This window comes from Amycolatopsis sp. CA-211722 (assembly GCF_056828465.1).
This window is the reverse complement of sequence record NZ_CP184752.1, coordinates 6,592,392-6,614,733: the sequence shown is the minus strand read 5'-3', so window position 1 is coordinate 6,614,733 and position 22,342 is coordinate 6,592,392. Positions and strand designations below refer to the sequence as shown.

Genomic DNA, 22,342 nt, shown 5'->3' with positions numbered 1-22,342 from the left:
GAGGATGGCCACAATGGATCCACGCGCCGACATCCGCGAGTTTCTCAGCTCCCGGCGCGCCCGCATCACACCCGCGCAGGCAGGGCTGACCGCGTATGGCGGCAACCGACGGGTCAAAGGACTTCGCCGCGAAGAAGTAGCACTACTGGCCGGGGTCTCGGTCGACTACTACGTGCGCCTGGAGCGCGGCGGCCTCGCCGGCGCTTCCGACTGCGTGCTTGAGGCGCTGGCCTCAGCCTTGCAACTCGACGAGGCGGAACGCCGGCATCTGTTCCACCTCGCGCGCCGATCCGGCACCCCACACCGGCGTAGGACCACCGCGACGGTGCGCTCCACGCTCCAGCAGGTGCTCGACGCCATCTCCGACGCGCCCGCCTGGATCGGAAACGGCCGTTACGACGTACTCGCCACGAATCAACTCGCTCGCGCGCTGTATTCACCGGTACTGGCCGATCCGCGACGGCCCGCGAACACGGCGCGATTCGTCTACCTCGACCCCGACGCGGCCCGAGAATTCTTCGTCGACTACGACCACGTCGCCGACGCCGTCGCCACCAAGCTACGCATGGAAGCCGGCCGCAATCCGCACGATGAGGAACTGATCGCCCTGGTCGGCGAACTGTCGACACGCAGCGAGCCGTTCCGGCGTAGGTGGGCATCTCAAGACGTGCGACTGCACCGGCCCGGCCGCAAGCGCGTGAACCACCCGATCGTGGGCCGGCTCGACTTGGACGTCGAACCCTTGGAACTCGCCGCCGAACCCAGCCTGCACCTGAACGTCTACACCGCACCCACGGGCACACCGACCGCCGACAACCTGGCGCTCCTGGCGTCCTGGGCGGCATCGAACCACTAGATCGCGTACCGCCACGCCGTCAACGCGTGCGCCGAGAACCACGCGCCCAGCACCACCCACGCCACCGCGGCCGCCACCGCCGTCACCGTCCGCCGCTTCGACAACCCGATCGCGATCGGCACCAGCACCGGAAAAGCCGGCAGGATGAACCGGATCTTCGCATCCGGCAATCCCCGCGTACCGATCGCCAGCACCAGCACCCCGGCCCCGTACAGCGTCAACGGCCACGGCACCCGGATGAATGCCGCCACCAGCACCAGCGCCACCGCACCCAGCAGCAGCAACACCGTCAGCGTGCTGAACACCGACTCGTCCCCGGTCAACCGCGCCATCATCGAATCCGCAGTCTCCACACCGAAGTCGAACTCGGTGTTCCAGCCCCGCAACTCGATGTCCTGCCAGCCGGTCCAGCTACCCGTCCGGTACGCCACGAACCCCAGATACCCGGCGACCCCCAGCGGAGCCACCACCGCACCCGCCAACGCCCACCAGCGCTTCTCGGTACGCCGGAAGACCTCGATCAACGCCGCCACGACGACCACCACGACCAGCACCACGGCCGTCGACCTCGACAACCCCGCCCCGAAAGCGCACAGACCCGCCAGCAACCAGCGCCGCTCCAGCACACCCACCAGCGACCACACCGCGAACGCGCAGAACACCGCCTCCGTGTAAGCCATCGAGAACACGATCGCCATCGGCGCCCCGGCCCACAACGCCACCAGCAACAACCCGGTCCGGTCACCCCGCTCCGGCGAAACCGCCCGCCCGATCCGGATCAACCCGCACGCCAGCACCAGACCGCCCAGCACCGACACCGTCAACGCCGCCGTCACCACATCCGGCCCGAGCCACATCACCGCGCCGACGAGCTTCGGATACAACGGGAAGAACGCCATCGGCGCGTCCGAATACGGCTGCCGCGCCGCATCCAGCGTCCCCGGAAGGTCCGCGTACCCGTGCACCGCCAGCCGCAGATACCACTGCCCGTCCCACGCCGTCAGCCGATCGGTCAGCGTGGCACCACGCCGGGCGGCCAGCAGATCGAGCAGCTGGACACTCGCCGTCCGGATCACCAGATACAGCAGGATCGCCCGCGGATAGGGCGACGAGGCGAGTCTGTCGAGAACTCTCTCGAACACACGCGCCGGACGCCCCTGCCGGGGCGCCTTGCCGGGAGCGGCGGGGTGATCAAGGTCGTCGACTTCTCGGAGCACGCTCAGAGTGTCCACAATGTCGAGTCAGCTCGCCGTTCGATCCCGGAGATTCCCCGCCTCCACGCAGGTGGGGAAGCCCACAAACCAGGCTTGTGACCCCACCTCGATCTTGTGTTTCCCCACCACCGGCCCCGGCTCCTACGTTTGAAGTCATGAGCGAACAGAACCTCGAACGCGCGGTCGTGATCATCGCCGGCGGCGCCAAGAACCTCGGCGGACTCCTCGCCACCACACTCGGCGAAGCCGGCGCCAAGATCGTCGTCCACTACCACGGCGACGCCTCAGCGGCCGACGCCGACAAGACCGTCGAAGCGATCCGCGGCGCCGGCTCAGAAGCCGTCGCCGTCCAGGGCGACCTCACCCGAGTCGCCGACGTCCGCCGTCTCTTCGACACCACGATCGACACCTTCGGCCGCGCCGACATCGCGATCAACACCACCGGAATGGTCCTCCGCAAACCGATCCTCGAAACCACCGAGGAGGACTACGACCGCATGTTCGCGGTCAACGCCAAAGCCGCCTACTTCTTCATCCAGGAAGCCGGACGACGCCTCTCCGACAACGGCAAGATCATCAGCCTCGGCACGTCCCTGCTCGCGGCCTTCACTGACGGCTATTCCACCTACGCCGGCGGCAAAGCCCCGCTGGAACACTTCACCAGGGCCGCCGCCAAGGAATTCGCCGACCGTGGCATCTCGGTCAACGTCGTCGCGCCCGGCCCGATGGACACCCCGTTCTTCTACCCGCAGGAAACCCCCGAGCGGGTCGAGTTCCACAAATCCCAGGCCATGGGCGGACGGCTCACGAAGATCGAGGACATCGTGCCGATCATCCGGTTCCTGGCCACCGACGGCGCCTGGTTCACCGGCCAGACGATGTTCCCCAACGGCGGCTACACCACCCGCTGACCCCTACGCTGGTCAAGACGCCGTAGACCGGAAACGAAGGGGAACCCCTGGGTGGGCCTGGACCTGTACAAGCTGAACCACCTCATCGCCGTCGCCGAAGAAGGCAGCTTCACCCGCGCGGCGGCCCGGCTGCACCTGAGCCAGCAGGCGCTGTCGTCCTCGGTGCGCACGCTCGAGCGGGAAGTCGGCGTCCCCCTGCTCGAGCGGAGCGCCACCGGCGTCACCGTGCTCCCCGCCGGGCAGGCCCTGATCGCCGACGCCCGCCTCCTGAACGGCATCGCCGACTCCGCCATCCGGCGAGCCAGGCGCATCGGCCGCAGCGAACCGGAACGACTCCGCGTCGGCCACACCCCCGCCGTGACCGGCGACGAGGTCACCGCCCTCCTGCGGAGCCACCAGACCGATCCCGACCTGATCATCGACGTCAACCAGCGCTACCCCGACGAGCTCGTCGCGCAACTGCTCGGCGGGCAACTGGACCTCGGCCTCGGCCGCGCGCTGCCCCTCGCGCACGGCCTGGTCGGAACCACTCTGATCCGGCAGCGGCTCAACGTCGCGGTCGCCGCCGGACACCGGCTCGCCGAGCGCGACCACCTCGCGTTGAGCGACCTCGACGGCGAGGAGATCACCGTCTGGGGACACCCCGGCCGCTCCGGATACACCGATCTGCTCGTCAACCTGTGCCGCGACGCGGGATTCGAACCCCGCGTCCGCCGCAACCCCATTCAGGGAACACCACCGGTCACCGCCGTCCTCGACACCGACGGTGTCGCGTTCGTGACCGCGCCACCCGGACCGGCGGCGGGCGGGGCCGTCCGCGTCAGAGAACTCCGGCCCGCCGTGCATGTCCCACTGCAAGCCCTGTGGCCGCAGCACGGCACTTCCGACGCGCGCCAAGCGTTTCTGGCTTCCGCCCAGGGGTTCTAGGCGTCGCCGCCTCGCCGGTCGTGGTGGTCCAGCAGCTTCGACAGCAGCTCTGTGAACCGCTTCCGCTCATCCGCCGAAAGCGGAGACAGCACCTCCTCCTGCCGTTCGGCCAGCTGCTTCTCCAGCCGTCGCAACTGTCGCCTGCCCGCGGTGGTCAGCGAGACGACGTTACGGCGCCGATCGGCCGGATCCGGTGCCCGTTCGACCAGCTCACGCTCGGCGAGCTCGTTGATCGCCGCGACCATCTCGCTCACGTGGATACCGCTCCGGCGGCCCAGCATCGCCTGACTGGCCGGTCCGAACTCGTCCAGCGTCGCCAGTACGCGGTAGTGGTACCCCCGGGCGTCGACGGCGGAGAAACCGTCAGTCACCAGGCGATGCGCGTGGTTCGCGGTCTGCGTGAGCAACCAGCTGGGCAGGTTTCGCCAGCCCCCGCGCGGCTCCTCCGAGGGGTTCTCCATGTGACGAGTCTAACGAATCGTTGGGTTACCCAACAATTCGGATATCGTTGGGCCACTAAACGTTTGGATGCCCAACGACCCCGTGGAGCCGACGTGACGATCCAGCCTTTCCGCATCGACATCCCCCAAGCCGACCTCGACGACCTGGCCGACCGGCTGGCCCGAACCCGCTGGCCCAACGAGGTCGCCGACGCGGGCCTCGACTATGGATTCCCGCTCGCCCGCCTCAAGGAACTCGCCGAATACTGGCGAACCGGATACGACTGGCGCGCCCATGAAGCAGAGCTCAACGAGCTTCCGCACTTCACCACCGAGATCGACGGCCAGAACATCCACTTCGTACACGTCCGGTCGGCCGACCCGGACGCGCTCGCCCTGGTCCTCACCCACGGCTGGCCCGGTTCGTTCCTGGAATTCCTCGACCTGATCGAACCGCTCTCGCCCGACTTCCACCTGGTGATCCCCTCGATCCCGGGCTACGGCTTCTCCGGCCCGACCCACGACCGCGGCTGGAGCTCCGACCGGATCGCCCGCGCATGGGCGGAACTGATGCGCCGCCTCGGATACGAACGCTACGGCGCGCAAGGCGGCGACTTCGGCTCCGGGATTTCGACGGCGCTCGGCGCGGTGGCACCGGAACAGGTCGTCGGGGTGCACGTGAACTACCTGCCGACCCGGCCGGATCCGGACGCCGGCGTCGAACTGTCCGAACAGGACGAAGCACGCCTGGAGAAGGTGAAGCGGCTCATGGCGAATCGCCCGCCGTATCAGGCACTGCAGGCGGCGACCCCGCAGACCATCGGCTACGCGTTGACCGACTCGCCGGTCGGCCAGCTCGCCTGGATCGCCGAGCGCTTCGCGCAGTGGACGGACCCGCGCACGCCGGTCAGCGACGACCGGATGCTCACCGACATCTCGTTGTACTGGCTGACCGCGACCGCGGCATCGTCCGCGCGACTCCACCACGACGCCGGAAGGGGAAACACTCCTTGCCGCGTACCGCTCGGCGTCGCGGTGCTCCCCCAGGACATCACACAGTCGGTTCGGCCACTGGCCGAGCGGCTGTACGACATCAGGCACTGGTCGGAGTTCAACCGTGGCGGTCACTTCGCCGCGATGGAGGTTCCGGAGCTGCTCGCCGCGGACATCCGGGAGTTCTTCCTCGGCCTCCTTGCCGTCCGTGCAGGTGGTTCAAAGTGATCGAAAGGATCTTGTTCGTTCTGGCGTCGTATAGGTCGTTATACATTTGAAGGGGATCCAACATCCCCGGCGGATCGCCTCACGTCCCCGGTGCCCCGGAATCCGGTCGCCGCACCCCTGCTCGACGAACCTCCCAGAGAACGCGTCTCCCCTACCCCGAGCCTTGCCTGACACTCAGTGCCAAGCAAGGCTCCCCTACCGCTCGGTCAAGGCTGCGTTGACCTTCGCGATCACGTCGCGCAGAGGCGTCGCCGTGGTCATCACCGCCACCATGGTCGTCTCGGGCGCGCTGTCCTGGACCTTGAACGCGTCGATCACCAGCGCGAAGGCCTCCGCCGCACTGGCGGCGATGTCATCCTGTCCCCCACTGCGCAGCCAGCGCCGGAGGACGTGGTTGTTGGCTGCCGCGATCGCCGCGGCGGCCACGGCGGCACGCAGGCTCGCCATCTCGTCGCCCTGGTCGGTGAAACGGGCCCGCAGATAGCGGGCGAGTACGCGCTGGTAGCGGTCGACGGTCGCGACTTCCTTGTCCCGCAACGAAGGCACCGTCCGCGTCAACGTGAACCGCTTGAGCGAGATGTCGAGTTCCGCGGCGTAGGAGTCGAGGACCAACTCGACGGCGGCGCAGGCCACCTCGACCGGATCGCGCCCCGGATCCGCGGCGGCGAACGTCTCCTCCATCTCCGCCACGATCTCGTCGTGATTGGCGAAGAGCACGTCGTCTTTGGCGTCGAAGTACCGGAAGAACGTCCGGCGGCCGACCCCCGCCGCGGCCGCGATCTCGTCCACGGTGGTGGCCTCGTAGCCCTTGGCCACGAACAGGTCCACCGCGGCCGCGGCGAGCGCACGGCGCAGCCGGCGCCTCCCGTCGGGGGTCGCGCCGGCTCTGGTCACCGGCGCTCGGCGCGGCGAATCGGTCATAGCGGGACGGTAGCAGCCACTTGCTAGTGGCACTGAGTGCCGTTAGGCTGAGCGAAGTCCCCGGGACCCCCGTGTCCCCATCCCCGTTCGGAAGGCGCCGACGATGTCGCTGGACCACCAGGTACTCCCGGTCGAGTCACGTTCGATCCGCCCTCGGGGCGACGCCTTCTACGGCCGGCTCTTCGGCTGGTCGCTCAAATGGCGCGGGCCGCAGCCGTTCCTGGCACTGGAGGGCGGGATCTGCGCGGTGACCCTGCCCAAGATCAACGGTGCCCAGGTGCTCGGCAGGCTCGCCGAGACCGGCTGCGATGGCCCCGCCATGGCGGTCCTGACGCAGCAGGGCCCACGGGTGGCCATTCTCGCGGAGACCGACGGGCTGATTCCCGCTCGGGATTCCCTGCCGCCGCACGTCGAAGTACTCGCCTGGGGGACGCTGCTCCCGCTTCCCACCGACTCCGGACGAGCCGAGGCCCACGCGGAATGGCTCTCGGCGCCCGATCCCCGGCAGCGGTGGCTTCCCAGCCTGGACGCCGTCCTCGCGGGTGTGCGGCCGAGGTAGCGCGCGGTTCACGCCGCCACCGACGCCTGCGCGGAGACGAGCAGGGCCCCACCGTCCGATTCGGACAGTGTGATCTCGAGAGTCGCCCCTTCCGCCAGCGGCGGAAGGTCGCTCAGGGTCACGCGGCCGATCAACCGTTGCCCTCGCCGGGCGTTCGACGAACCGGAACGCCGAACCTCGATTCCCGAGCGGTGCCACACGCGAACGCTGCCTTTCGCCCGGTTTCGCCAACGGCTTCCGCACCAGGCCGCGATCGCGGCTCCCGCCGTGTTGCACACCACGTCGTCCAGCGATCCCACCCGCCCGGCGCCCTGCCAGACCTGAAGACATTCGATCGACACGGACACCGCGAACGCCGCCAGGACGATCCGCGACACCGGCTTCGCCCAGCCGAAGCGCGCCTGCACCAGTACAGCGAGCGGCGCCAGCAGCAGAATGTTGCCTGCCAGCTGGAACAAGGCGACGTCCGGGCGATCGTCGAACACGGGCAGGACATCGCCCAGCAGATGGAGACTCACCGACGAGCCGCGAGCCGGCATCGGCGCCGGTACGAACACGACCGGGAGTACCGCGAAAAGCGATGCCAGCAAGGCGAAATCCAGGGCGATCGCGGTCCGGCGACGTCGGTTTCCCCGACGTCTCGCGACGAATTCGGCGACGACGGCACCGGCCGCGGCGGCGAGCAGCGACCACGGTGCGGCGTCGAAGAATGCCTGCCACCACCATCCCATGCACTCCCCTTTCGCCGATGATCGTCTTCGGCGAGGGTGGCAGCATCGTGAAGGCCAGACAAGAACCCTGACTATTGTCGGTGAATAACTACCATCCGCGTTGATACTTGACGGAGTTCAATTGTCACGGCCGTGCGGTCAGCGCCGGGCCGATCCAGCGGCGGACGAGGGCCCGCAACCGTTCGTCGGTGTGCGCCGGCGTCGAGGGGTACTGCAGGAACGACAGGAACAGCCGCATCAGTATTTCGGCGAGGCCCTCGAAATCGTCTTCGGTAGTGACGCCGACCGCGGCCCAGTCGACCGGCACGTTCCGGAGGATCCGCGCGCCGAGCGCGAACGACTGCGACGACGTGACGGCCACGGTGAAGACGTCCGCCTCGCCCGCCTTCAGCAGCAGCCCCAGGTACGGCTCGTCGGGGACCGCGCGGACGCCGAACACCACCGATTCCACCGCGACCTCGGCGGGGTCGGCGAACGTGGCCAGATGCCGTTCCATCCGGCCGGCGAACTCCTCGACCCGGTCCAGCGCGACCGCGCTGAGGATGTCGGCGAGGCTCGGGAAGTAGCGGTAGACGGTCTGCCGGGTGACGCCCGCTTCCGCGGCGACGTCGGAGAGGCTGGTCTTGGCGAGACCGACGCGGTCGATGCAGGCGGTCGCCGCCTCGACGATACGGCGACGTGCCTCGCGCTCGGTCCCGGGCGGATTGCCCCGCCATCCGTGGTGCCCCATGCGCCTCATCTTCCCCGAACGGAGAATCTCAGCCGGTGGCAGGTACCGCGCGGCGCGCGCGGTACAGCGCGGTGAGCATCAGGCCCGCGGCCACGAAGCAGGCCAGTACGTAGAGGCCGCTCCCTGGCGTGACACCGTTTTCGAGGACGGCGCCCAGCCAGAACACGACCAGCACACCCAGGTAGACGGCGGGATAGAACCGCACGAAAGGCGCCAACGGCTCATCGGTGTTCCGATGCCGGGCGAAGATCCAGATTCCCGCCACCCAGAGCAGAGCCAGCTCGACCGCGAGAATCCACGCCTGCGCGGTCACGTTGCCGACGAAGAGGCTCGACGGGAGCCCGGCGATCACCATGCTCAGCGGGGTGAGGATACCGACCGCCACGATGCGCGCCACGAGCGACCAGCCGTGCCTCGACCCGCTGCCGAGCCGCACCACCAGGTAGGTCATGGCGCCCATCGAGACGGACGCGAAGAGCAGCATGCTGGTCATCGGCACGGAATCGAGCGCCGGGTGGTTGACGATCCGATTGTTCCCGTTCCAGGCCCACCACTTCAGCTGGGGACCGAGGTGGTCGAAGACCTCGTAGAAGACCTGGCAGGTGAAGGCGACCGCCACCGATCCGGCTAGTGCGCCGCGCGCGCGGAAGATCCCGAGCGACCGGACGAGTTCGTAGGCGAGCTGGCTGATCATCGGGTAGAACGCCACGATGTAGAGCGGCAGGCGGTCCCACATGAACTGCACGGTGAACCGGTTGTGGGCGAAGATGAATCCGTACTGCCGCTCGAGGCCGAACCATTCCGGGAAGTACAACGGCGGTTCGATGACGAAGAGGTAGACCAGCGAAGCGCACCACAGCGCCAGGTTGGCCGAGTCGCCCTGGCGGTGGCGGCGGACGGCGTGCACCAACGCGAACACGGCTCCGCCGAGGACGAGCAGCTCCAGCAGCGGCATCGTCCAGTGTTCCGCCGTCCACGGTGGACGGATCGAGAGCCAGGCGGACACGTCGTGGCAGTCGAAGCCCAGAGCGCCGGTGACCGCTTCCGCGTCCGCCCCGCAGACCGCGCTCATCGGGCGACCGCCGGTGCGGCGGCGCCACCTTCCGGTGAATAGTCCGTGACCGGCGGCTCGGCCCTGGCGTCGAAGTCGAACGGGATCCGGTGCCGCCCCAGCGCCGCCCGGATCCGATAGCGCACGAGGCCGGCGATCACCCTCGGGTTCGTCATCATGTCGCGCAGGGACTCGTCGAGGTTGAACACCTTCGCGAAATGCTCGTCGACCACGTCGTCTTCGCGGGCGGCGCCGACGATGAGCCTGAACGCCGGACCGGACACCGCCGAGAGCAGGCGCCGCTTCCACTCCCCCGCTTTTTCGGTGCCCACCGCGCAGGCGTACCCCTGGTCCCTGGCCATCGCCAGACTCCACGGCACGGTGAGAAGCTTGCGCTGGGCCGCGAGGAATCGCGAGGAGAACCCGGTGCCGAGACGCTCCGCACCGGCGAGGTGCTCGCGCAGCAGCAGCGCCGAACCGGCGGCGGAACTGATGCCCTGCGCGTAGAACGGGTTGAACGCGCAGATCGAGTCACCGATGAACGCCAGCCGTTCCGGCGGGGTGCGGAGCCGGTCGTAGCGGCGCCACTTGTTGCCGGTCGACCGGGTGAGGTGGACCTCGGAGGTCGGGGTGGACCGGTCCATCGCGGCCGCGAACAGCGGCGCCCGCACCCGGCGGGCCGACTCGACGAACGCTTCGGTGGTGCGTGGCATCTCGATGCCCCACGAACCCATGCACGCGATGACCCGGTTGTCCTCGATCGGGAAGAAGTTCACCAGGAACTCGTGCTCGTCCGGATGCGGACCCTTGTCGGGGGTCGGCATGATCACCAGATGCCGCCACCACCAGGACGGCGGCCGTTCCTCGGGCGAGGGCAGGTCGTACCAGCGTGAGGTGTAGGTGACCTTGGCGTCGAGTGTCCGCACTTCGGGTTCCGGCCAGCCCGCCGCCACCAGCCACGCGCCGACCGGGGAACCGCGGCCCATCGCGTCCACCACGAAGTCGGCGTCGAGGTGTTCCTCGCCGTCGCGCGTGGAGATGCCGACACCCGTGACGGCGCCGTCCCGGGTCGTCAGCCCGCCGACCGCGACGCCTTCGCGGATGACGACGTTCGACAGGGCGCGGACCTTGTCCCGGAGCACGCGCTCGATGAGGATCCGCGAACTGTAGATCATCGTCATCGCGCTGCGTTTCCGTGCGGACCAGCCCTTTCCGTCGAGGTACGCGGCGTCCATGGACGGCATGAGATGCAGTCCGCCGGCGGCGACGAGATCGTCCTCGAATCCGGGGAACAGCGCTCCGATGGCGCGGCGGCCGGAGTTCAGGAGGAAATGCGGGTGTTTGCTCTGCGGTACCCCGCGCCGGTGTTCCGCCTCGGCCGGAAGCTCGTCGCGTTCGAGCACCAGCACGTGGTCGAAGTACGGGGCGAGCGCGCCCGCGGTGCAGAGTCCGGCGGCGCTGCCGCCGAGGACGACGGCGGTCTTGCCGAGTCGCATACGACCAACTCCCAGCGTCATTCATACAGTTGGACAACGCGTGTATGAATGTATGAACGGCGCGGCGGCCTGTCAAGGCGGCCCGGCTCGAACGCGGTCGATGACTGTCCACAAGGGACGACGAGTCGGGCGTCTTGGCCGTCTGCCGGATGACGCGGTTCGGCTTCCCCGACCCGCTCGCCCTCGGAAGCGGGCGCCGCTCCCTTTCCGTCTCAAGAGGTGACGGAGTCGATCAACCGGTTGTACCGGAGCCTCAGCGCGCGTTCGAGGGCGGAGAGGAATCCCGCGACCGCGAGGATGATCTTCGCCCACGAGGGCAGCAGCACCGGTGACGTGAACGTACCGACGTGCTCGGCGACGACGGGGATCTTCGTGACGGCCTCGGCTCCCTGGAGCAGGCCGACGACGAGCGCGATCAGGAGGATCACGAGCGAGACGACGCCGATAGCGGCGCTGGTACGGGGAAACCGCCGTCCGAACCTTTCCCGCAGCCCTTCCTGCGAACGCGGGTGAGGACGCAGCGCTCGCTCGTCGCCGTGATCGGGAACGAAATGCATGCGCTTCAACCCGACCGCGCTGGTCGCGACCTCGATGGCACCTCCCGGCACCGGGAACGCCGCGGGAAGATTGGACCGGAAGAGCTGGACACCGTCCCGGTACAGCGCGGCGGGGCTTTTCCCGACCGCGTCTTCGTGCTGTTTCCGGGTCTTGGCGTCCGCGAGGTACCGGACGTCGACCGCGTAGACCTGTGCTTCGAGTTCGAGGAAGAACAGCGAACGGGAGAACAGCTGCCATCGGCGGTACTCGGCCAGCGCGGATCCGTCCCCGGACCTGACCCTGGAGAGCTGCCACCGTCGGGTGAGTTTCTTGACCATGGTCAGGACGTCGCTTCCGGTGGGTTGAGGTCGAGCAGGGCGTTCACGCGCTGCAGGACGTCCAGCTGGGCCGGGTTGTACAGATCGACCACGCCGCGGAGGACGACCGGTCTGGTGAGGGCCTTCCATGTCTTCGCGTCCAGCAATCCGGGCTCGGCTTCGTACTGGCCGCGGGCGATCGGCGCGAGAGCCTCGGCGATACGTTGGCGCGTCAAGTCGTCGGCGTCCGCGGGCAGTTCGTCGAACTCGGTCTGGACGGCGGGCCGTGTCGCCGGCTGAAGCGCGTGCAGCGTAGCCATCGTGGCCGGGTCCAGCACGGTCGAAAAGATCATCATCAGCGAACGTTCCTCCTCCGGCATTCCTTCGACGTTGCCGTCGAAGCCGGGTGGCAGATCCACCAAGCTGCGGCGGCGCAGGATCAGGGCCAGCTCGTCCCGCATCCGCTGCTGTCGCTCGATACTCGCCCGCAGTTCCTCGTCCAGTGCGCGAAGTGTCTGCTCCGTATGCTCGTCCGAGCCCGCCATCGCCGGGATTTCGGACAACGGCACCCCCAGGTCCGCCAGCCGCCGGATCCGCAGCAACCGGATCAGATGCTCGACCCCGTAGCGCTTGTAGCCGTTGTGCGCTCGTTCCGGCTCGTCGAGCAACCCGATCCGGTGGTAGTAGCGGACGGTCTTCAGCGTCGTGCCGGCCAGTTCCGCCAGCTCCCGTGTGCTCCAGGACATCTCCCGCATTGGACACCGTGCCCCAAGGGCACAGTCAAGCGGCTTGACCATGCCCCGAGGGCACGGTCTCGAATACGCCCGTCGGTGATCACACACCAAGATCGGGGAGAGACGATGAGACGGAAACGAGCTGCGGGCCTGGCGGTGCTCCTCGGCCTCATGGCGCCGCTGTTCACCGCGCCCGCCGGAGCGACCGAACCGGCGCCGGGCCTGGCGTGGGCCGCGTGCCCCGAAGACGTGAAGGTGCCCGCGGACATCGTGCTGGAGTGCGCCACCGTGCCGGTGCCACTGGATTACCGGACGCCGGAGGGCGAGCAGATCGACATCATGATCTCCCGCCTGGCCAGCACGAAACCTGCGGCACGGCGGGGCGTGCTCATGCTGAACCCCGGCGGACCGGGCGGGCCGGGTCTGTCGTTCCCCGCGGATCTGGCCTCGCACGGCATGCCCGCGAGCGTCCTGGACGGCTACGACGTGATCGGCATGGACACCAGAGGGATCGGGCACTCGGCCCCCGTGAGCTGCGGGTTCACGGCGGAGCAGGAGTACCTGGGCAACATCCCGCCGTACGCGGTGGACGACGCGGCGGTCATCGCGCAGGCGAAGATCGCGAAGGGGGTCGCCGCACAGTGCGCCGCGAACGACAAGGACGGCAGGCTGCGGCACATTTCGACGGCGAACATGGCGAGGGACCTCGACCGGATCCGGGCCGCGCTCGGCGAGGACAAGGCCAGTTTCCTGGGGTATTCGTACGGCTCCGCGCTCGGTGCGGCGTACGCGTCGATGTTCCCGGAGAAGTCCGACCGTGTGGTGCTCGACAGCAACATCGGCGACACCCACCTCGACCGTGACGGGCTGCGCCGGTTCGGGCTCGGAGCCGAGGAGACCTTCCCGGACTTCGCGAAGTGGGCGGCGGCGCGGCACGAGTCGTACGGCCTCGGCCGCACGGCCACCGAAGTCCGAAGGACGTACTTCGAGCTCGCGGAGAAGCTCGACAAGACCGCGGTGAACGGCCTCGACGGGCGTTTGTTCCGACTGGCCACCTTCGCGGGTCTCTACGGGCAGACGCGGTACGGGCAGACCGCACAGTGGTGGCAATCGGTCCGCGACGGCGACAAGGCCGCGGCTGAACGCGTCGCCGCCGAAGCGAAGCGCCTGTCCCTGGCTGCCACGCCGGCGCCGGCGGGCAACATGTGGTCGGTGTTCCTCGCGGTGACGTGCAACGACGTCGCGTGGCCGTCGGACGTGCGCACCTATCGGCGTGGGGTGGCAGAGGACCGCGAGCGGTACCCGCTCTTCGGCGCCGCCGGCGCGAACATCTCGCCCTGCGCGTTCTGGCCCTACGCGCCGGCCGAACCACCGGTGGCGGTCAAGGACAAGGGGCCGGAGAACGTGTTGGTCGTTCAGAACCGGCGAGACCCCGCGACCCCGCTCGGGGGCGGGCAGCTGCTCGACGAGAAGTTCGGTGCCCGATCGCGCCTGGTGACCGTGGACGCCAGTGGTCACGGCGTCTACGTCCTCGGCGGTAACGCCTGCGCGCTGAACACGACGACGAGCTTCTTGATGTCCGGGAAGCTGCCGAAGCGCGACGTGTTCTGCTCCTGAGCAGGGGTTGAATCGGCCCGGCCGCGCTCGCCTGGGTAGCATCCGGGTATGAGCAAGCGCTTAGTCAGTCTCGGGGATTCCTTCACCGAGGGGGTCGGCGACGAGGACCCGTCGTCGCCCAACGGCGTCCGCGGCTGGGCCGATCGCGTCGCGGGCACCCTCGCGGCCAACCACCAGGACTTCCGTTACGCCAACCTCGCGATCCGCGGCAAGCTCCTCGGGCAGGTTCTCGCGGAGCAGCTCGACCCGGCGCTCGCGCTGAACCCGGATCTCGTGACGCTGTACGCCGGCGGCAACGACCTGATGCGGCCGAAGGTCGACATCGACGCCCTCACCGACGACTACGACGTCGCTGTCGGCAAGGTCGTGGCCACCGGTGCGCGGGTCGTCCTCTTCACGGGGGTCGACGGGGTCGAAGACGCGTTGTTCCGCAGGATCCGGGGCCGGGTCGCGATCTACAACGAACACGTCCGCGGCATCGCGGCCCGGCACGGGGCGCTGCTGGTGGACATGTGGGCGATGCGGCGGCTGCGCGACAGGCGGCTGTGGGCCCCCGACCGCTTGCACCTGAACTCGTTGGGACACAACGAGATCGCCATCGCCGTCCTCGACGCCCTTGGCGAACCGCACAAGCTGACGCCTGCCGAACTCGGGCCGCGACCGCCGCTGAGCCCGCAGGTGCGGCGCACCGAGAACCTCCAGTGGGGCAAGGAGCACGCTGTCCCGTGGATCAAGCGCAGGCTGCGCGGGGAATCCTCGGGTGACGCGCTCGCGCCGAAGCGGCCGACGATGGAGCCTTACGCCTGACGCGGCCGAAGCCCGTCGAAGAGGACGCAGATCGTCCGGGCCCGGAACTCGGGCCCGGCATGCTCCGCCGCCTTCGCGGTTCCGATGATCACCGCGATCAGTTCGTCGACGCCGATGTCCTTGCGGACGTCGCCGGTGTCCTGCGCCCTGCCGAGCAGTACGCCCAGCGCGTCCTTCAGTCGGACGCCGATGACCGACCCGGCCGACGGTACGGTGACCCCGGCCGCGGACAGCGCCTCGAAATAGGCGTTCTTGGCGCCCGCCATCTCGATCCAGCCGGTCAGGAATCCGAAGAACGTCGCGCCGGGGTCGGGCGACTCGACGGCCACCGTGGCCTCGGCTTCGTCGACGAAGCGGTGAAGACGCGCGAAGAGCACTGCCTCCAGCAACGCTTCTTTCGTCGGAAAGTGCCGGAACACGGTGCCGACCCCGACACCTGCTTCCCGGGCCACTTCTTCGGTCGGCGCGCTGGTGCCTTTGGCGGTGAAGACCCGCTCCGCGGCCTCCAACACCCGCGTGCGGTTACGGCGGGCATCGGCTCGGAGCGGTTTCTCGTCCGTCACAGCGGGGATCCTAGACCCGTTGTCGAGAGGCTAGTCCGGGATCTCGTCCAACACACGCGCCAGCGCCTTCGGGACCCCGGTGCGCCAGCCGCCGCCCATGATGCGGCGTGACATCCGCTGGAACTCGTCTTCGGGGTCGAAGCCCTCGTGACTGAGGAACAGCCGCGTCCCGCGCCCCTCCGGCTCGAGCCGCCACGTGACCGTCCACTTCGGACCCCAGCTGATCTTGAGCAACCGCTCCGGCTCCACGGCCAGCACCTCGCAGGCGACCGGGCCGCCCTCGAAACCGGCGGCGGGAACCGGGTCGGCGATCAGCTGGAACCGATGTCCCACAACGGGTTTGATATCATTCGGCATCCGAAGCCAGCGTTCCAGCAGCCGCGGTTCGGTCAGCGCGCGCCACACCTTGCGCGGCGGATGCGCGAGGAACTGGTCGACGTGAACGGCCGTCGGATCCTCGTCGTTCAGAGCTCCTCCTCGTCCAGCAGGTCTCGCAGGTCGCCCAGCTTGCCGCGCCAGTACCGCTCATACGGGGAAAGCCAGTCGGAGACCACCCGCAGCGGCGCGGCCTCGAGAGAGTAGACGCGATTGCGGCCCTGCCTCTCTTCCCGGACGAGCCCGGCTTCACGCAGCACCCGAAGGTGTTCCGACAGGCTCGGCCGCCGCATGTCGAACCGCTCGGCGATCCCCCCCGCCGCCCGCGGGCCGTCGAGGAGGATGCCGAGGACTTCGCGGCGAGCCGGGTTGGCGAGTGCGGCGAAGATGTCGTCGTTGACCGGCACTAGCGCGGCCAGTTCCCGTAACCCGAGGGTTCGAGCAGGCCCATCGCGTTGCCGTCGGGGTCCTTCAGGGAGGTCACGCGGCCCCACGGCATCTCCTCCGCGTCCCCGACCTCGACGCCCTGGGCGCGGAGCTCCGCGATGTCGGCATCGACGTCGGTGGTGCTGAGCTGGAAGTGCACGCGCGTGCCGGGGTCCAGGTCGCCGACGGCGCGGTCCACGAGGACGATCCCGGTGTCCGCGCCCTTGGGGCCGACCATGACGAACGGGCCGTGCGGCCCGCTGACGTCGACGAGCAGGTCGAAGCCCAGCTTGCCGACGTAGAAGTCCCGAGCTTTGCCCTGATCGGTGACCGGCACGGTGAGGAATTGGATGCGGTCGATGTTCATACCCGGGACCATACGTAGGATAATTCCTACATGTCAACCGACGACCAGGAACATCTGGGCACCGAGAGCGTCAGGAGTCGCCTCGGAATCGCCGAACACCGCCGGCCGCCGGACGATTCCCGCCGTTTCCAGGGCATCCATGAGGTTCCAGATCAGCTCATGAGCGACCACGACGACGTCACCCTCGGGAATGTCCCGCAGCAGCGCCGAGACGATCTTCGCCGCGATCCGCGATCCGATCGCGTGGACGGGATCGGCCTCTCGTCGCCTGACGATCGGAATCGTCGCCCGTCCGCCGTCGAGCGACCACACAGAACCACCGTCCGCCACGAGAGCTTCGTCGCGACCCGCCGCACGCAAAGCCGGCCTCAGCCCCGGAGTTTCGGCCAGCCGATTCACGGCCCGTACCGTCGGATCCGTCCAGACCATCGTCAATCCGGCCCCTGGCTCCTTGATCTCATTCGTCCCCATCGCCCCGTCCCTCGGCGGATAGACCGCCCAGAAGGCACCATTCCAATAAGGACGTTCGACGCTGAGCTCACCTGCGGGAAGCAAGCCGCCGGACCGGAGAACATCCCAGACAAGACCGTCGATCACGTACCCGAAGAGCACCGCGTAGGCGCAGTGAGCCAGTCCCCGGCCGGCCAGGACGTCGGCGAACGCGGAAACGTCGGTCGCGATCTCCGGCGCGATCGCGCCGGCCAGGACGCCCATCCGAGCGCGCAACTCGGCCGTCTCCCGAGAACCGAGCACGGGAAACGTGGTCACCAGCCGATCGCCTTCGATCGCCAAGAGGTGGTACGCCCGGAGCAACGCGATCTGACTCTCCAGCGGATCGATTCCTTGCCGCCGTAGTTCCGCCCGGCTGACGCCCAGGCGCGCACGGAAGAGAAGACGGCCGTTGTCGTCCATCTTCACGACATGATGCGGGGTGCTCCGGGCACCGAGGCAAAAACAGTGCAGGCCCCATTTCGCCAGGTCGTCCGGGTCGTCGCCAAGCTGATCCATGACCGAAGACATACCACAGCCATCGACCTACAACCTCTACCTATATAGAGGTCCAGGGTTCGTGACCAGGGACGCAAGAGCTTGAGTTCACCTATGGACGAACTTTTAGCGTCGTCGTCATGAGTGAAGAGACCACTGCCCAGTCCCCCGTCCGCCTCGCCGTCATCATCGGCAGTGTCCGCCACGAACGGTTCGCCGACGCCATCACCGCCTGGCTGCTGACCGAACTCGCCGCGATCGACGGCCTGGAGGTCGACCCGATCGACCTCGCCGACGTCGATCTCCCGCTGCAGGGCACGCGCCCCGGCGGCACCCGAACGCCGATCAGCGACAGGCTGCACGCGGCCGACGCCTACCTCGTCGTCACCCCGGAGTACAACCACAGCTTCCCGGCGGCGCTGAAGAACGCGATCGACTGGCACTTCACGGAATGGGCGTACAAACCCGTCGGGTTCGTCGGTTACGGCGCGGGTTCGGGTGGCATCCGCGCGATCGAGCAGCTGCGCCTGATCTTCCCCGAACTGCGAGCGACCACGATCCGCGACGCGGTCCTGCTGAACGCTCCGTGGACCCGCCTCGGACCGAACGGATACGAGGGCACCGAAGGCGAACGCGGCGCGCTGGCCGCGACGATGACCGAACTGACCTGGTGGGCCCGCACCCTGCGCGCCGGACGCGTCGCGGATCAGGTGAGTGCGGCATGAACCGCTTGACCGCACGAGAACTGCGCATCGCGGCGGTGATCGCGCTCGGCGGATTGATGGCCGTTCTCGACACCACGATCGTCGCCGTCGCGCTGCCGCGGTTCATGACGACCTTCTCCGCGTCGCTCACCACCATCCAGTGGATCGTGACCGCCTACGCGCTCGGCATGGTCGCGGCGATGCCCCTCGCGGCCACTTTCGCGCAACGGTGGGGAGCTCGCCGGGTGTACCTGGCCGCGCTGCTCGTGTTCGCGGTGGCGTCCGCGGCCGCCGGAGCCGCCGTCGATCTGGGCTGGCTGATCGCCGCACGGGCCGTGCAGGGCCTCGCGGGCGGCCTGATCAATCCACTGGGCATGACCATCGGCTTCGGTACGGTGGCCCCGGAACGCCGCAGCCGGATGACCGCGATCACCGGCCTCCCGTTGCTGATCGGGCCGATCCTCGGCCCGATGCTCGGCGGGATCCTGCTGGACGGCCTGTCTTGGCGGGCGCTGTTCTTCATCACTGTTCCCCCCGCTCTGCTCGCCGTCGTGGGCGTGCTTCGGTGGGTGCCCGCCGACGCCCCGTCAACGGAACGCGCTCCGATCGATTTCGCCGGTGGCCTGCTGCTCGTCCCCGGTGTGGTCGCGGTGGCGTACGGATTCAGCGAGGAGACGCTCGGCCTGGACGTCCGGTCGGCCATCGTCGCCGCGGGGCTGGTGCTCATGGCCGTGTTCATCCGGAGGTCGTGGGGGCATCACGCGCCACTGCTGAACGTCCGGCTCCTGCGTGACCGGACGTTCGGCCGCAACACCGCGATCCTGGTCCTGTACGCCGCGCCGTACTTCGGCTCGATGCTGCTGATGCCCGCCTACATCCAGGTGATGCGCGGTGATTCGCCCATGACCAGCGCGCTGATGATGGTTCCCGGGACGATCGGGATGGGCATCACCATCCAGTTCGCCGCCCGCGTCCTGGAACGCTTCGGCCCGAGGATCGTCGTCGGGACGGGACTGAGCCTGGCGATCGTCTCGACCGCCCTGACGGCGCTCGTCCTCACCCCGGACACCCCGTACCTGGTGCTGGGGATCTTGGGACTGGTCCAAGGAGCCGGCACCGGAGCGATCATGATGCCCACCATCGTGAGCGCGGGCCGCGAACTACGCGGGGCGGATCTCGCCTCGGGTTCCGCGATCCTCCCCCTGGCCAGCACCATCGCGAGCGCGATCGGCACCGCGGTGGTGAGCGCGGTGTTCACCGGGTTGATCGCGGCCGCCACCGCCGGTCGGGGTCTCGCCGCGCTGAGCGATCCGGGTTCGGCGCTCACCGGGGAAGTCGTCGACGCGTATCGTCTGACGCTCGTCGGAGTCCTCGCGATCATGGTGCTCGCCCTGGTGGTCAGGTTGCGGACACGGCCGGCCCGGACGACGGAACCCGCCACAGCAGGGAGCGCGGCATGACGACCTCGACACTGTCCCCGCTCGATGCCCGGCTGACCGTCAGCGAGGTCGCGAGCAAGGCCGGCGTCTCGGCGAACGCCGTCCGGTACTACGAGCGCTACCGCGTCATCACCGCGGAGCGGACCTCGGGCAACGCACGCCGGTTCACGATCGACGCCATCTGCCGGATCCGGCTCGCGGTCGCCGCCCAGCGGGTCGGGCTCAGCCTCGCCGAAAGCGCGGAGATCCTGGCCGAGATCCCACCCATGTCCCCCGATCTCGACCAGTGGTCGCGGGCGGGGCAACGGCTCATCGACGCCGGGCAGGCCCGTATCGCCGAGCTCACCTCGGTGGTCGACGAGTACCGGACGCTCGACTTCCTCAGGAGCTGAATGGCCGCGATCGAGGTCCAGAAGTACCCGAAGGCCCGCTTCCTCACGTCCAGCGCGAGGAAGGGGGCCTTCAGGTACTTCGAGCGGCTCAGCGCTGCGGCGGAGGACCACCCTGCGGACCGCCGAACGGGCCCTGCTGCGGGAACGGGCCACTGCCCGGCCCCTGCGACGGCGGTCCCTGGTACGGGCCACCCTGCGGACCGGCGGGCGGCTGCGCCTGCGGCAACCGGGTAGGCGGCGGGGCCTGCTGCGGCTCCGGAGCGGCCTCCGGCTCGGGAGCGGGCGCGGCCTTCGGGACCTGACGCGGAGCGGGCGGCTCCTGCCGCGGCGTCGCGACACCCAGCGCCGGAACCTCCTTGCGCGCCACGGCTTCCGCGGCCGCGACAGCCTCGGCGACCTTCGGGTCGCTGGAAGTGTCGAACCAGCCCTGGACCTCTTCGTCCTCCAGATCCGGCTTTTCGACCGGGTCTTCCTTCGGCGGCTCGTAGCGGAACACACCGTCGTCGCCGGGAGCGCCGAGCGCACGGGCGAAGCCCTCCAGGGCCTTGCCGTAGTCGCTCGGGATCATCCAGACCTTGTTCGCGTCGCCCTGCGCCAGCTGCGGCAGGGTCTGCAGGTACTGGTACGCCAGGACCTCGGGAGTGGGACGCCCGGCCTTGATCGCCGCGAAAACCTTCTCGATGGCCTTCGCCTGGCCCTGCGCCTGCAGGTACCGGGCGGCACGTTCACCCTGCGCCCGCAGGATCCGCGACTGCCGCTCGGCCTCCGCGCTCAGGATCGCGGCCTGCTTGGCACCTTCGGCCGCGAGGATCTGGCTCTGCTTCTGACCTTCCGCGGTCTTGATCGCCGACTCACGCTGACCTTCGGCGGTCAGGATCATCGCGCGCTTCTCACGGTCGGCGCGCATCTGCTTCTCCATCGAGTCCTGGATGGAGGGCGGCGGGTCGATCGCCTTCAGCTCGACGCGGGCGACGCGGATGCCCCAGCGGCCGGTGGCCTCGTCGAGCACACCGCGCAGCTGGCTGTTGATCGAGTCGCGCGAGGTCAGCGTCTGTTCGAGGCTCATGCCACCGACGACGTTACGCAGGGTCGTGGTGGTCAGCTGCTCGACACCGACGATGTAGTTCGAGATCTCGTAGACCGCGGCACGCGAGTCGGTGACCTGGAAGTACACGACCGTGTCGATGGACACCGTCAGGTTGTCCTCGGTGATCACGGGCTGCGGCGGGAACGAGACGACCTGCTCGCGGAGGTCGATCCGCGCCCGGACCTTGTCCAGGAAGGGCACCAGAAACGTCAGGCCGGGAGAAGCCACCGTCCGGAACCGGCCCAGCCGTTCGATCACAGCGGACTGCGCCTGCGGCACCACCATGATCGCCTTGACCACGACGACGACCACGAACAACGCGAGCAGTCCGACGACGATGAACACCACTGTCTCTGACAACTACCTTCCCCTTACGTAGAAATCTGCTGCTGTGCGGCCGTCCGGCTCACAGCTCGGCCGAGACGACCGCAGTGGCACCCGAGATCTCGACGACCGTCACCGACGTCCCCGGGGCGATCGGTTCCCCTTCGGTCATGGTCCGTGCCGACCAGACGTCGCCCGCCAGTTTGACCTGGCCCGCATCGCCGTCCACTGTGGACACTACTATCGCTCGCGCGCCGATCAGCGCGTCGGTGTTGGTCTTGATGTCCGGCCCCGCGAGGAACCGGCGTTTGAGGGTCGGGCGGACGAGGACGAGCATCCCGACCGAGGCGACGGCGAACACCGCGACGTCGATGAACGGGTTGCCGGTCAAGGCGGCCGAACCCGCCCCGAACAGGGCTCCGACGCCGACCATGAGCAGGAACAGATCACCCGAGAGCAACTCGGCGATGATCAAGAGGATGCCGGCGATCAGCCAGATGAGAGCGCCTGTCATGCGCTCATGCTCCCAGATCGCGCCGATTCATACCGAAGAAGCGAAACCGACGTGACCGACGCGTGACCTTGAGTGACCTCTCGCAAACCGGGCAT

General features: G+C 68.6%; 26 protein-coding genes. 10 read left to right on the top strand and 16 right to left on the bottom strand.

Annotated elements, in window-relative coordinates; translation table 11 throughout:
• The first annotated feature begins 4 nt into the window (after positions 1-4).
• Complete coding sequence (locus ACOCEP_RS31250) at positions 5-856, top strand: helix-turn-helix domain-containing protein (RefSeq protein ID WP_482332698.1); 852 nt, start codon at positions 5-7, stop codon at positions 854-856.
• On the opposite strand, the gene ACOCEP_RS31245 is transcribed toward ACOCEP_RS31250, so the two are convergent.
• A complete protein-coding gene (locus ACOCEP_RS31245; protein WP_482332697.1) occupies positions 853-2,073 on the bottom strand; it encodes a hypothetical protein in 1,221 nt (406 codons plus the stop codon). The genes ACOCEP_RS31250 and ACOCEP_RS31245 overlap by 4 nt on opposite strands.
• 152 nt (positions 2,074-2,225) lie before the next feature.
• Here ACOCEP_RS31245 and ACOCEP_RS31240 point away from each other — a divergent pair, with 152 nt between their 5' ends.
• Both ACOCEP_RS31240 and ACOCEP_RS31235 read left to right on the top strand, forming a co-directional pair.
• A complete protein-coding gene (locus ACOCEP_RS31240) occupies positions 2,226-2,981 on the top strand; it encodes an SDR family oxidoreductase (RefSeq protein ID WP_482332696.1) in 756 nt (251 codons plus the stop codon).
• Positions 2,982-3,032: 51 nt separating this feature from the next.
• Complete coding sequence (locus ACOCEP_RS31235) at positions 3,033-3,908, top strand: LysR family transcriptional regulator (RefSeq protein WP_482332695.1); 876 nt, start codon at positions 3,033-3,035, stop codon at positions 3,906-3,908.
• Here the strand turns inward: ACOCEP_RS31235 and ACOCEP_RS31230 are convergent.
• A complete protein-coding gene (locus ACOCEP_RS31230; RefSeq protein ID WP_482332693.1) occupies positions 3,905-4,369 on the bottom strand; it encodes a MarR family winged helix-turn-helix transcriptional regulator in 465 nt (154 codons plus the stop codon). The genes ACOCEP_RS31235 and ACOCEP_RS31230 overlap by 4 nt on opposite strands.
• Positions 4,370-4,462: 93 nt before the next feature.
• On the opposite strand from ACOCEP_RS31230, the gene ACOCEP_RS31225 reads away from it, so the two are divergent.
• Positions 4,463-5,569: an epoxide hydrolase family protein gene (locus ACOCEP_RS31225; protein ID WP_482332692.1), complete on the top strand. Its 1,107-nt coding sequence runs from the start codon at positions 4,463-4,465 to the stop codon at positions 5,567-5,569.
• A gap of 195 nt (positions 5,570-5,764) precedes the next feature.
• Here the strand turns inward: ACOCEP_RS31225 and ACOCEP_RS31220 are convergent, their stop codons facing one another.
• The gene (locus ACOCEP_RS31220; RefSeq protein ID WP_482332691.1) at positions 5,765-6,490 is read right to left on the bottom strand and encodes a TetR family transcriptional regulator; all 726 of its coding nucleotides are present in this window, start codon (positions 6,488-6,490) and stop codon (positions 5,765-5,767) included.
• Positions 6,491-6,593: 103 nt separating this feature from the next.
• Between ACOCEP_RS31220 and ACOCEP_RS31215 the strand changes: the two genes are divergently transcribed.
• The gene (locus tag ACOCEP_RS31215; RefSeq protein WP_482332690.1) at positions 6,594-7,049 is read left to right on the top strand and encodes a glycogen operon protein GlgX; all 456 of its coding nucleotides are present in this window, start codon (positions 6,594-6,596) and stop codon (positions 7,047-7,049) included.
• A gap of 8 nt (positions 7,050-7,057) precedes the next feature.
• Here the strand turns inward: ACOCEP_RS31215 and ACOCEP_RS31210 are convergent, their stop codons facing one another.
• From ACOCEP_RS31210 to ACOCEP_RS31185, 6 genes are all read right to left on the bottom strand, one after another.
• Positions 7,058-7,780, bottom strand: a complete 723-nt coding sequence (locus tag ACOCEP_RS31210; RefSeq protein ID WP_482332689.1) for a VanZ family protein — start codon at positions 7,778-7,780, stop codon at positions 7,058-7,060.
• Between the two features lie 124 nt (positions 7,781-7,904).
• Complete coding sequence (locus ACOCEP_RS31205; RefSeq protein ID WP_482332688.1) at positions 7,905-8,510, bottom strand: TetR/AcrR family transcriptional regulator; 606 nt, start codon at positions 8,508-8,510, stop codon at positions 7,905-7,907.
• Between the two features lie 28 nt (positions 8,511-8,538).
• A complete protein-coding gene (locus ACOCEP_RS31200; RefSeq protein WP_482332687.1) occupies positions 8,539-9,582 on the bottom strand; it encodes a hypothetical protein in 1,044 nt (347 codons plus the stop codon).
• Positions 9,579-11,057 (bottom strand): FAD-dependent oxidoreductase, encoded by a 1,479-nt coding sequence (locus ACOCEP_RS31195; protein ID WP_482332685.1) that lies wholly within the window; start codon positions 11,055-11,057, stop codon positions 9,579-9,581. The genes ACOCEP_RS31200 and ACOCEP_RS31195 overlap by 4 nt, the downstream gene beginning before the upstream one ends.
• A 212-nt stretch (positions 11,058-11,269) precedes the next feature.
• Positions 11,270-11,932 carry a hypothetical protein gene (locus ACOCEP_RS31190; protein WP_482332684.1) on the bottom strand — a complete coding sequence of 221 codons (663 nt, stop codon included), beginning with the start codon at positions 11,930-11,932 and terminating at the stop codon, positions 11,270-11,272.
• Between the two features lie 2 nt (positions 11,933-11,934).
• Positions 11,935-12,657 carry a MerR family transcriptional regulator gene (locus ACOCEP_RS31185; protein ID WP_482332682.1) on the bottom strand — a complete coding sequence of 241 codons (723 nt, stop codon included), beginning with the start codon at positions 12,655-12,657 and terminating at the stop codon, positions 11,935-11,937.
• 114 nt (positions 12,658-12,771) lie between these two features.
• Here ACOCEP_RS31185 and ACOCEP_RS31180 point away from each other — a divergent pair, with 114 nt between their 5' ends.
• Both ACOCEP_RS31180 and ACOCEP_RS31175 read left to right on the top strand, forming a co-directional pair.
• Positions 12,772-14,262, top strand: coding sequence for an alpha/beta hydrolase (locus ACOCEP_RS31180; protein ID WP_482332681.1), 1,491 nt, complete (start codon positions 12,772-12,774; stop codon positions 14,260-14,262).
• A gap of 48 nt (positions 14,263-14,310) precedes the next feature.
• Positions 14,311-15,069: an SGNH/GDSL hydrolase family protein gene (locus tag ACOCEP_RS31175; RefSeq protein ID WP_482332680.1), complete on the top strand. Its 759-nt coding sequence runs from the start codon at positions 14,311-14,313 to the stop codon at positions 15,067-15,069.
• Here the strand turns inward: ACOCEP_RS31175 and ACOCEP_RS31170 are convergent.
• The 5 genes from ACOCEP_RS31170 to ACOCEP_RS31150 are packed head-to-tail and all read right to left on the bottom strand — an operon-like array spanning position 15,060 to position 17,808.
• Positions 15,060-15,632: a TetR/AcrR family transcriptional regulator gene (locus ACOCEP_RS31170; RefSeq protein ID WP_192744354.1), complete on the bottom strand. Its 573-nt coding sequence runs from the start codon at positions 15,630-15,632 to the stop codon at positions 15,060-15,062. The genes ACOCEP_RS31175 and ACOCEP_RS31170 overlap by 10 nt on opposite strands.
• A 30-nt stretch (positions 15,633-15,662) precedes the next feature.
• The gene (locus tag ACOCEP_RS31165) at positions 15,663-16,100 is read right to left on the bottom strand and encodes an SRPBCC family protein (protein WP_482339855.1); all 438 of its coding nucleotides are present in this window, start codon (positions 16,098-16,100) and stop codon (positions 15,663-15,665) included.
• Positions 16,097-16,414, bottom strand: a complete 318-nt coding sequence (locus ACOCEP_RS31160; RefSeq protein WP_482332679.1) for a metalloregulator ArsR/SmtB family transcription factor — start codon at positions 16,412-16,414, stop codon at positions 16,097-16,099. The genes ACOCEP_RS31165 and ACOCEP_RS31160 overlap by 4 nt, the downstream gene beginning before the upstream one ends.
• Entirely contained in the window at positions 16,414-16,800 is a 387-nt protein-coding gene (locus ACOCEP_RS31155; protein WP_482332678.1) for a VOC family protein, read from the bottom strand. The genes ACOCEP_RS31160 and ACOCEP_RS31155 overlap by 1 nt, the downstream gene beginning before the upstream one ends.
• A gap of 33 nt (positions 16,801-16,833) precedes the next feature.
• Positions 16,834-17,808 (bottom strand): hypothetical protein, encoded by a 975-nt coding sequence (locus tag ACOCEP_RS31150; RefSeq protein ID WP_482332677.1) that lies wholly within the window; start codon positions 17,806-17,808, stop codon positions 16,834-16,836.
• A gap of 119 nt (positions 17,809-17,927) precedes the next feature.
• On the opposite strand from ACOCEP_RS31150, the gene ACOCEP_RS31145 reads away from it, so the two are divergent.
• The 3 genes from ACOCEP_RS31145 to ACOCEP_RS31135 are packed head-to-tail and all read left to right on the top strand — an operon-like array spanning position 17,928 to position 20,322.
• Positions 17,928-18,512, top strand: a complete 585-nt coding sequence (locus ACOCEP_RS31145) for an NADPH-dependent FMN reductase (RefSeq protein WP_482332675.1) — start codon at positions 17,928-17,930, stop codon at positions 18,510-18,512.
• Positions 18,509-19,951, top strand: a complete 1,443-nt coding sequence (locus tag ACOCEP_RS31140) for a DHA2 family efflux MFS transporter permease subunit (RefSeq protein ID WP_482332674.1) — start codon at positions 18,509-18,511, stop codon at positions 19,949-19,951. Before ACOCEP_RS31145 ends, ACOCEP_RS31140 begins: the two co-directional genes overlap by 4 nt.
• Positions 19,948-20,322 (top strand): MerR family transcriptional regulator, encoded by a 375-nt coding sequence (locus ACOCEP_RS31135; protein ID WP_482332673.1) that lies wholly within the window; start codon positions 19,948-19,950, stop codon positions 20,320-20,322. Before ACOCEP_RS31140 ends, ACOCEP_RS31135 begins: the two co-directional genes overlap by 4 nt.
• Positions 20,323-20,410: 88 nt before the next feature.
• Here ACOCEP_RS31135 and ACOCEP_RS31130 read toward each other — a convergent pair whose 3' ends face one another.
• Together ACOCEP_RS31130 and ACOCEP_RS31125 are read right to left on the bottom strand one after the other, a co-directional pair.
• Complete coding sequence (locus ACOCEP_RS31130; protein WP_482339854.1) at positions 20,411-21,757, bottom strand: SPFH domain-containing protein; 1,347 nt, start codon at positions 21,755-21,757, stop codon at positions 20,411-20,413.
• Positions 21,758-21,815: 58 nt separating this feature from the next.
• Positions 21,816-22,247 (bottom strand): NfeD family protein, encoded by a 432-nt coding sequence (locus ACOCEP_RS31125; RefSeq protein WP_482332671.1) that lies wholly within the window; start codon positions 22,245-22,247, stop codon positions 21,816-21,818.
• Positions 22,248-22,342: the final 95 nt, after the last annotated feature.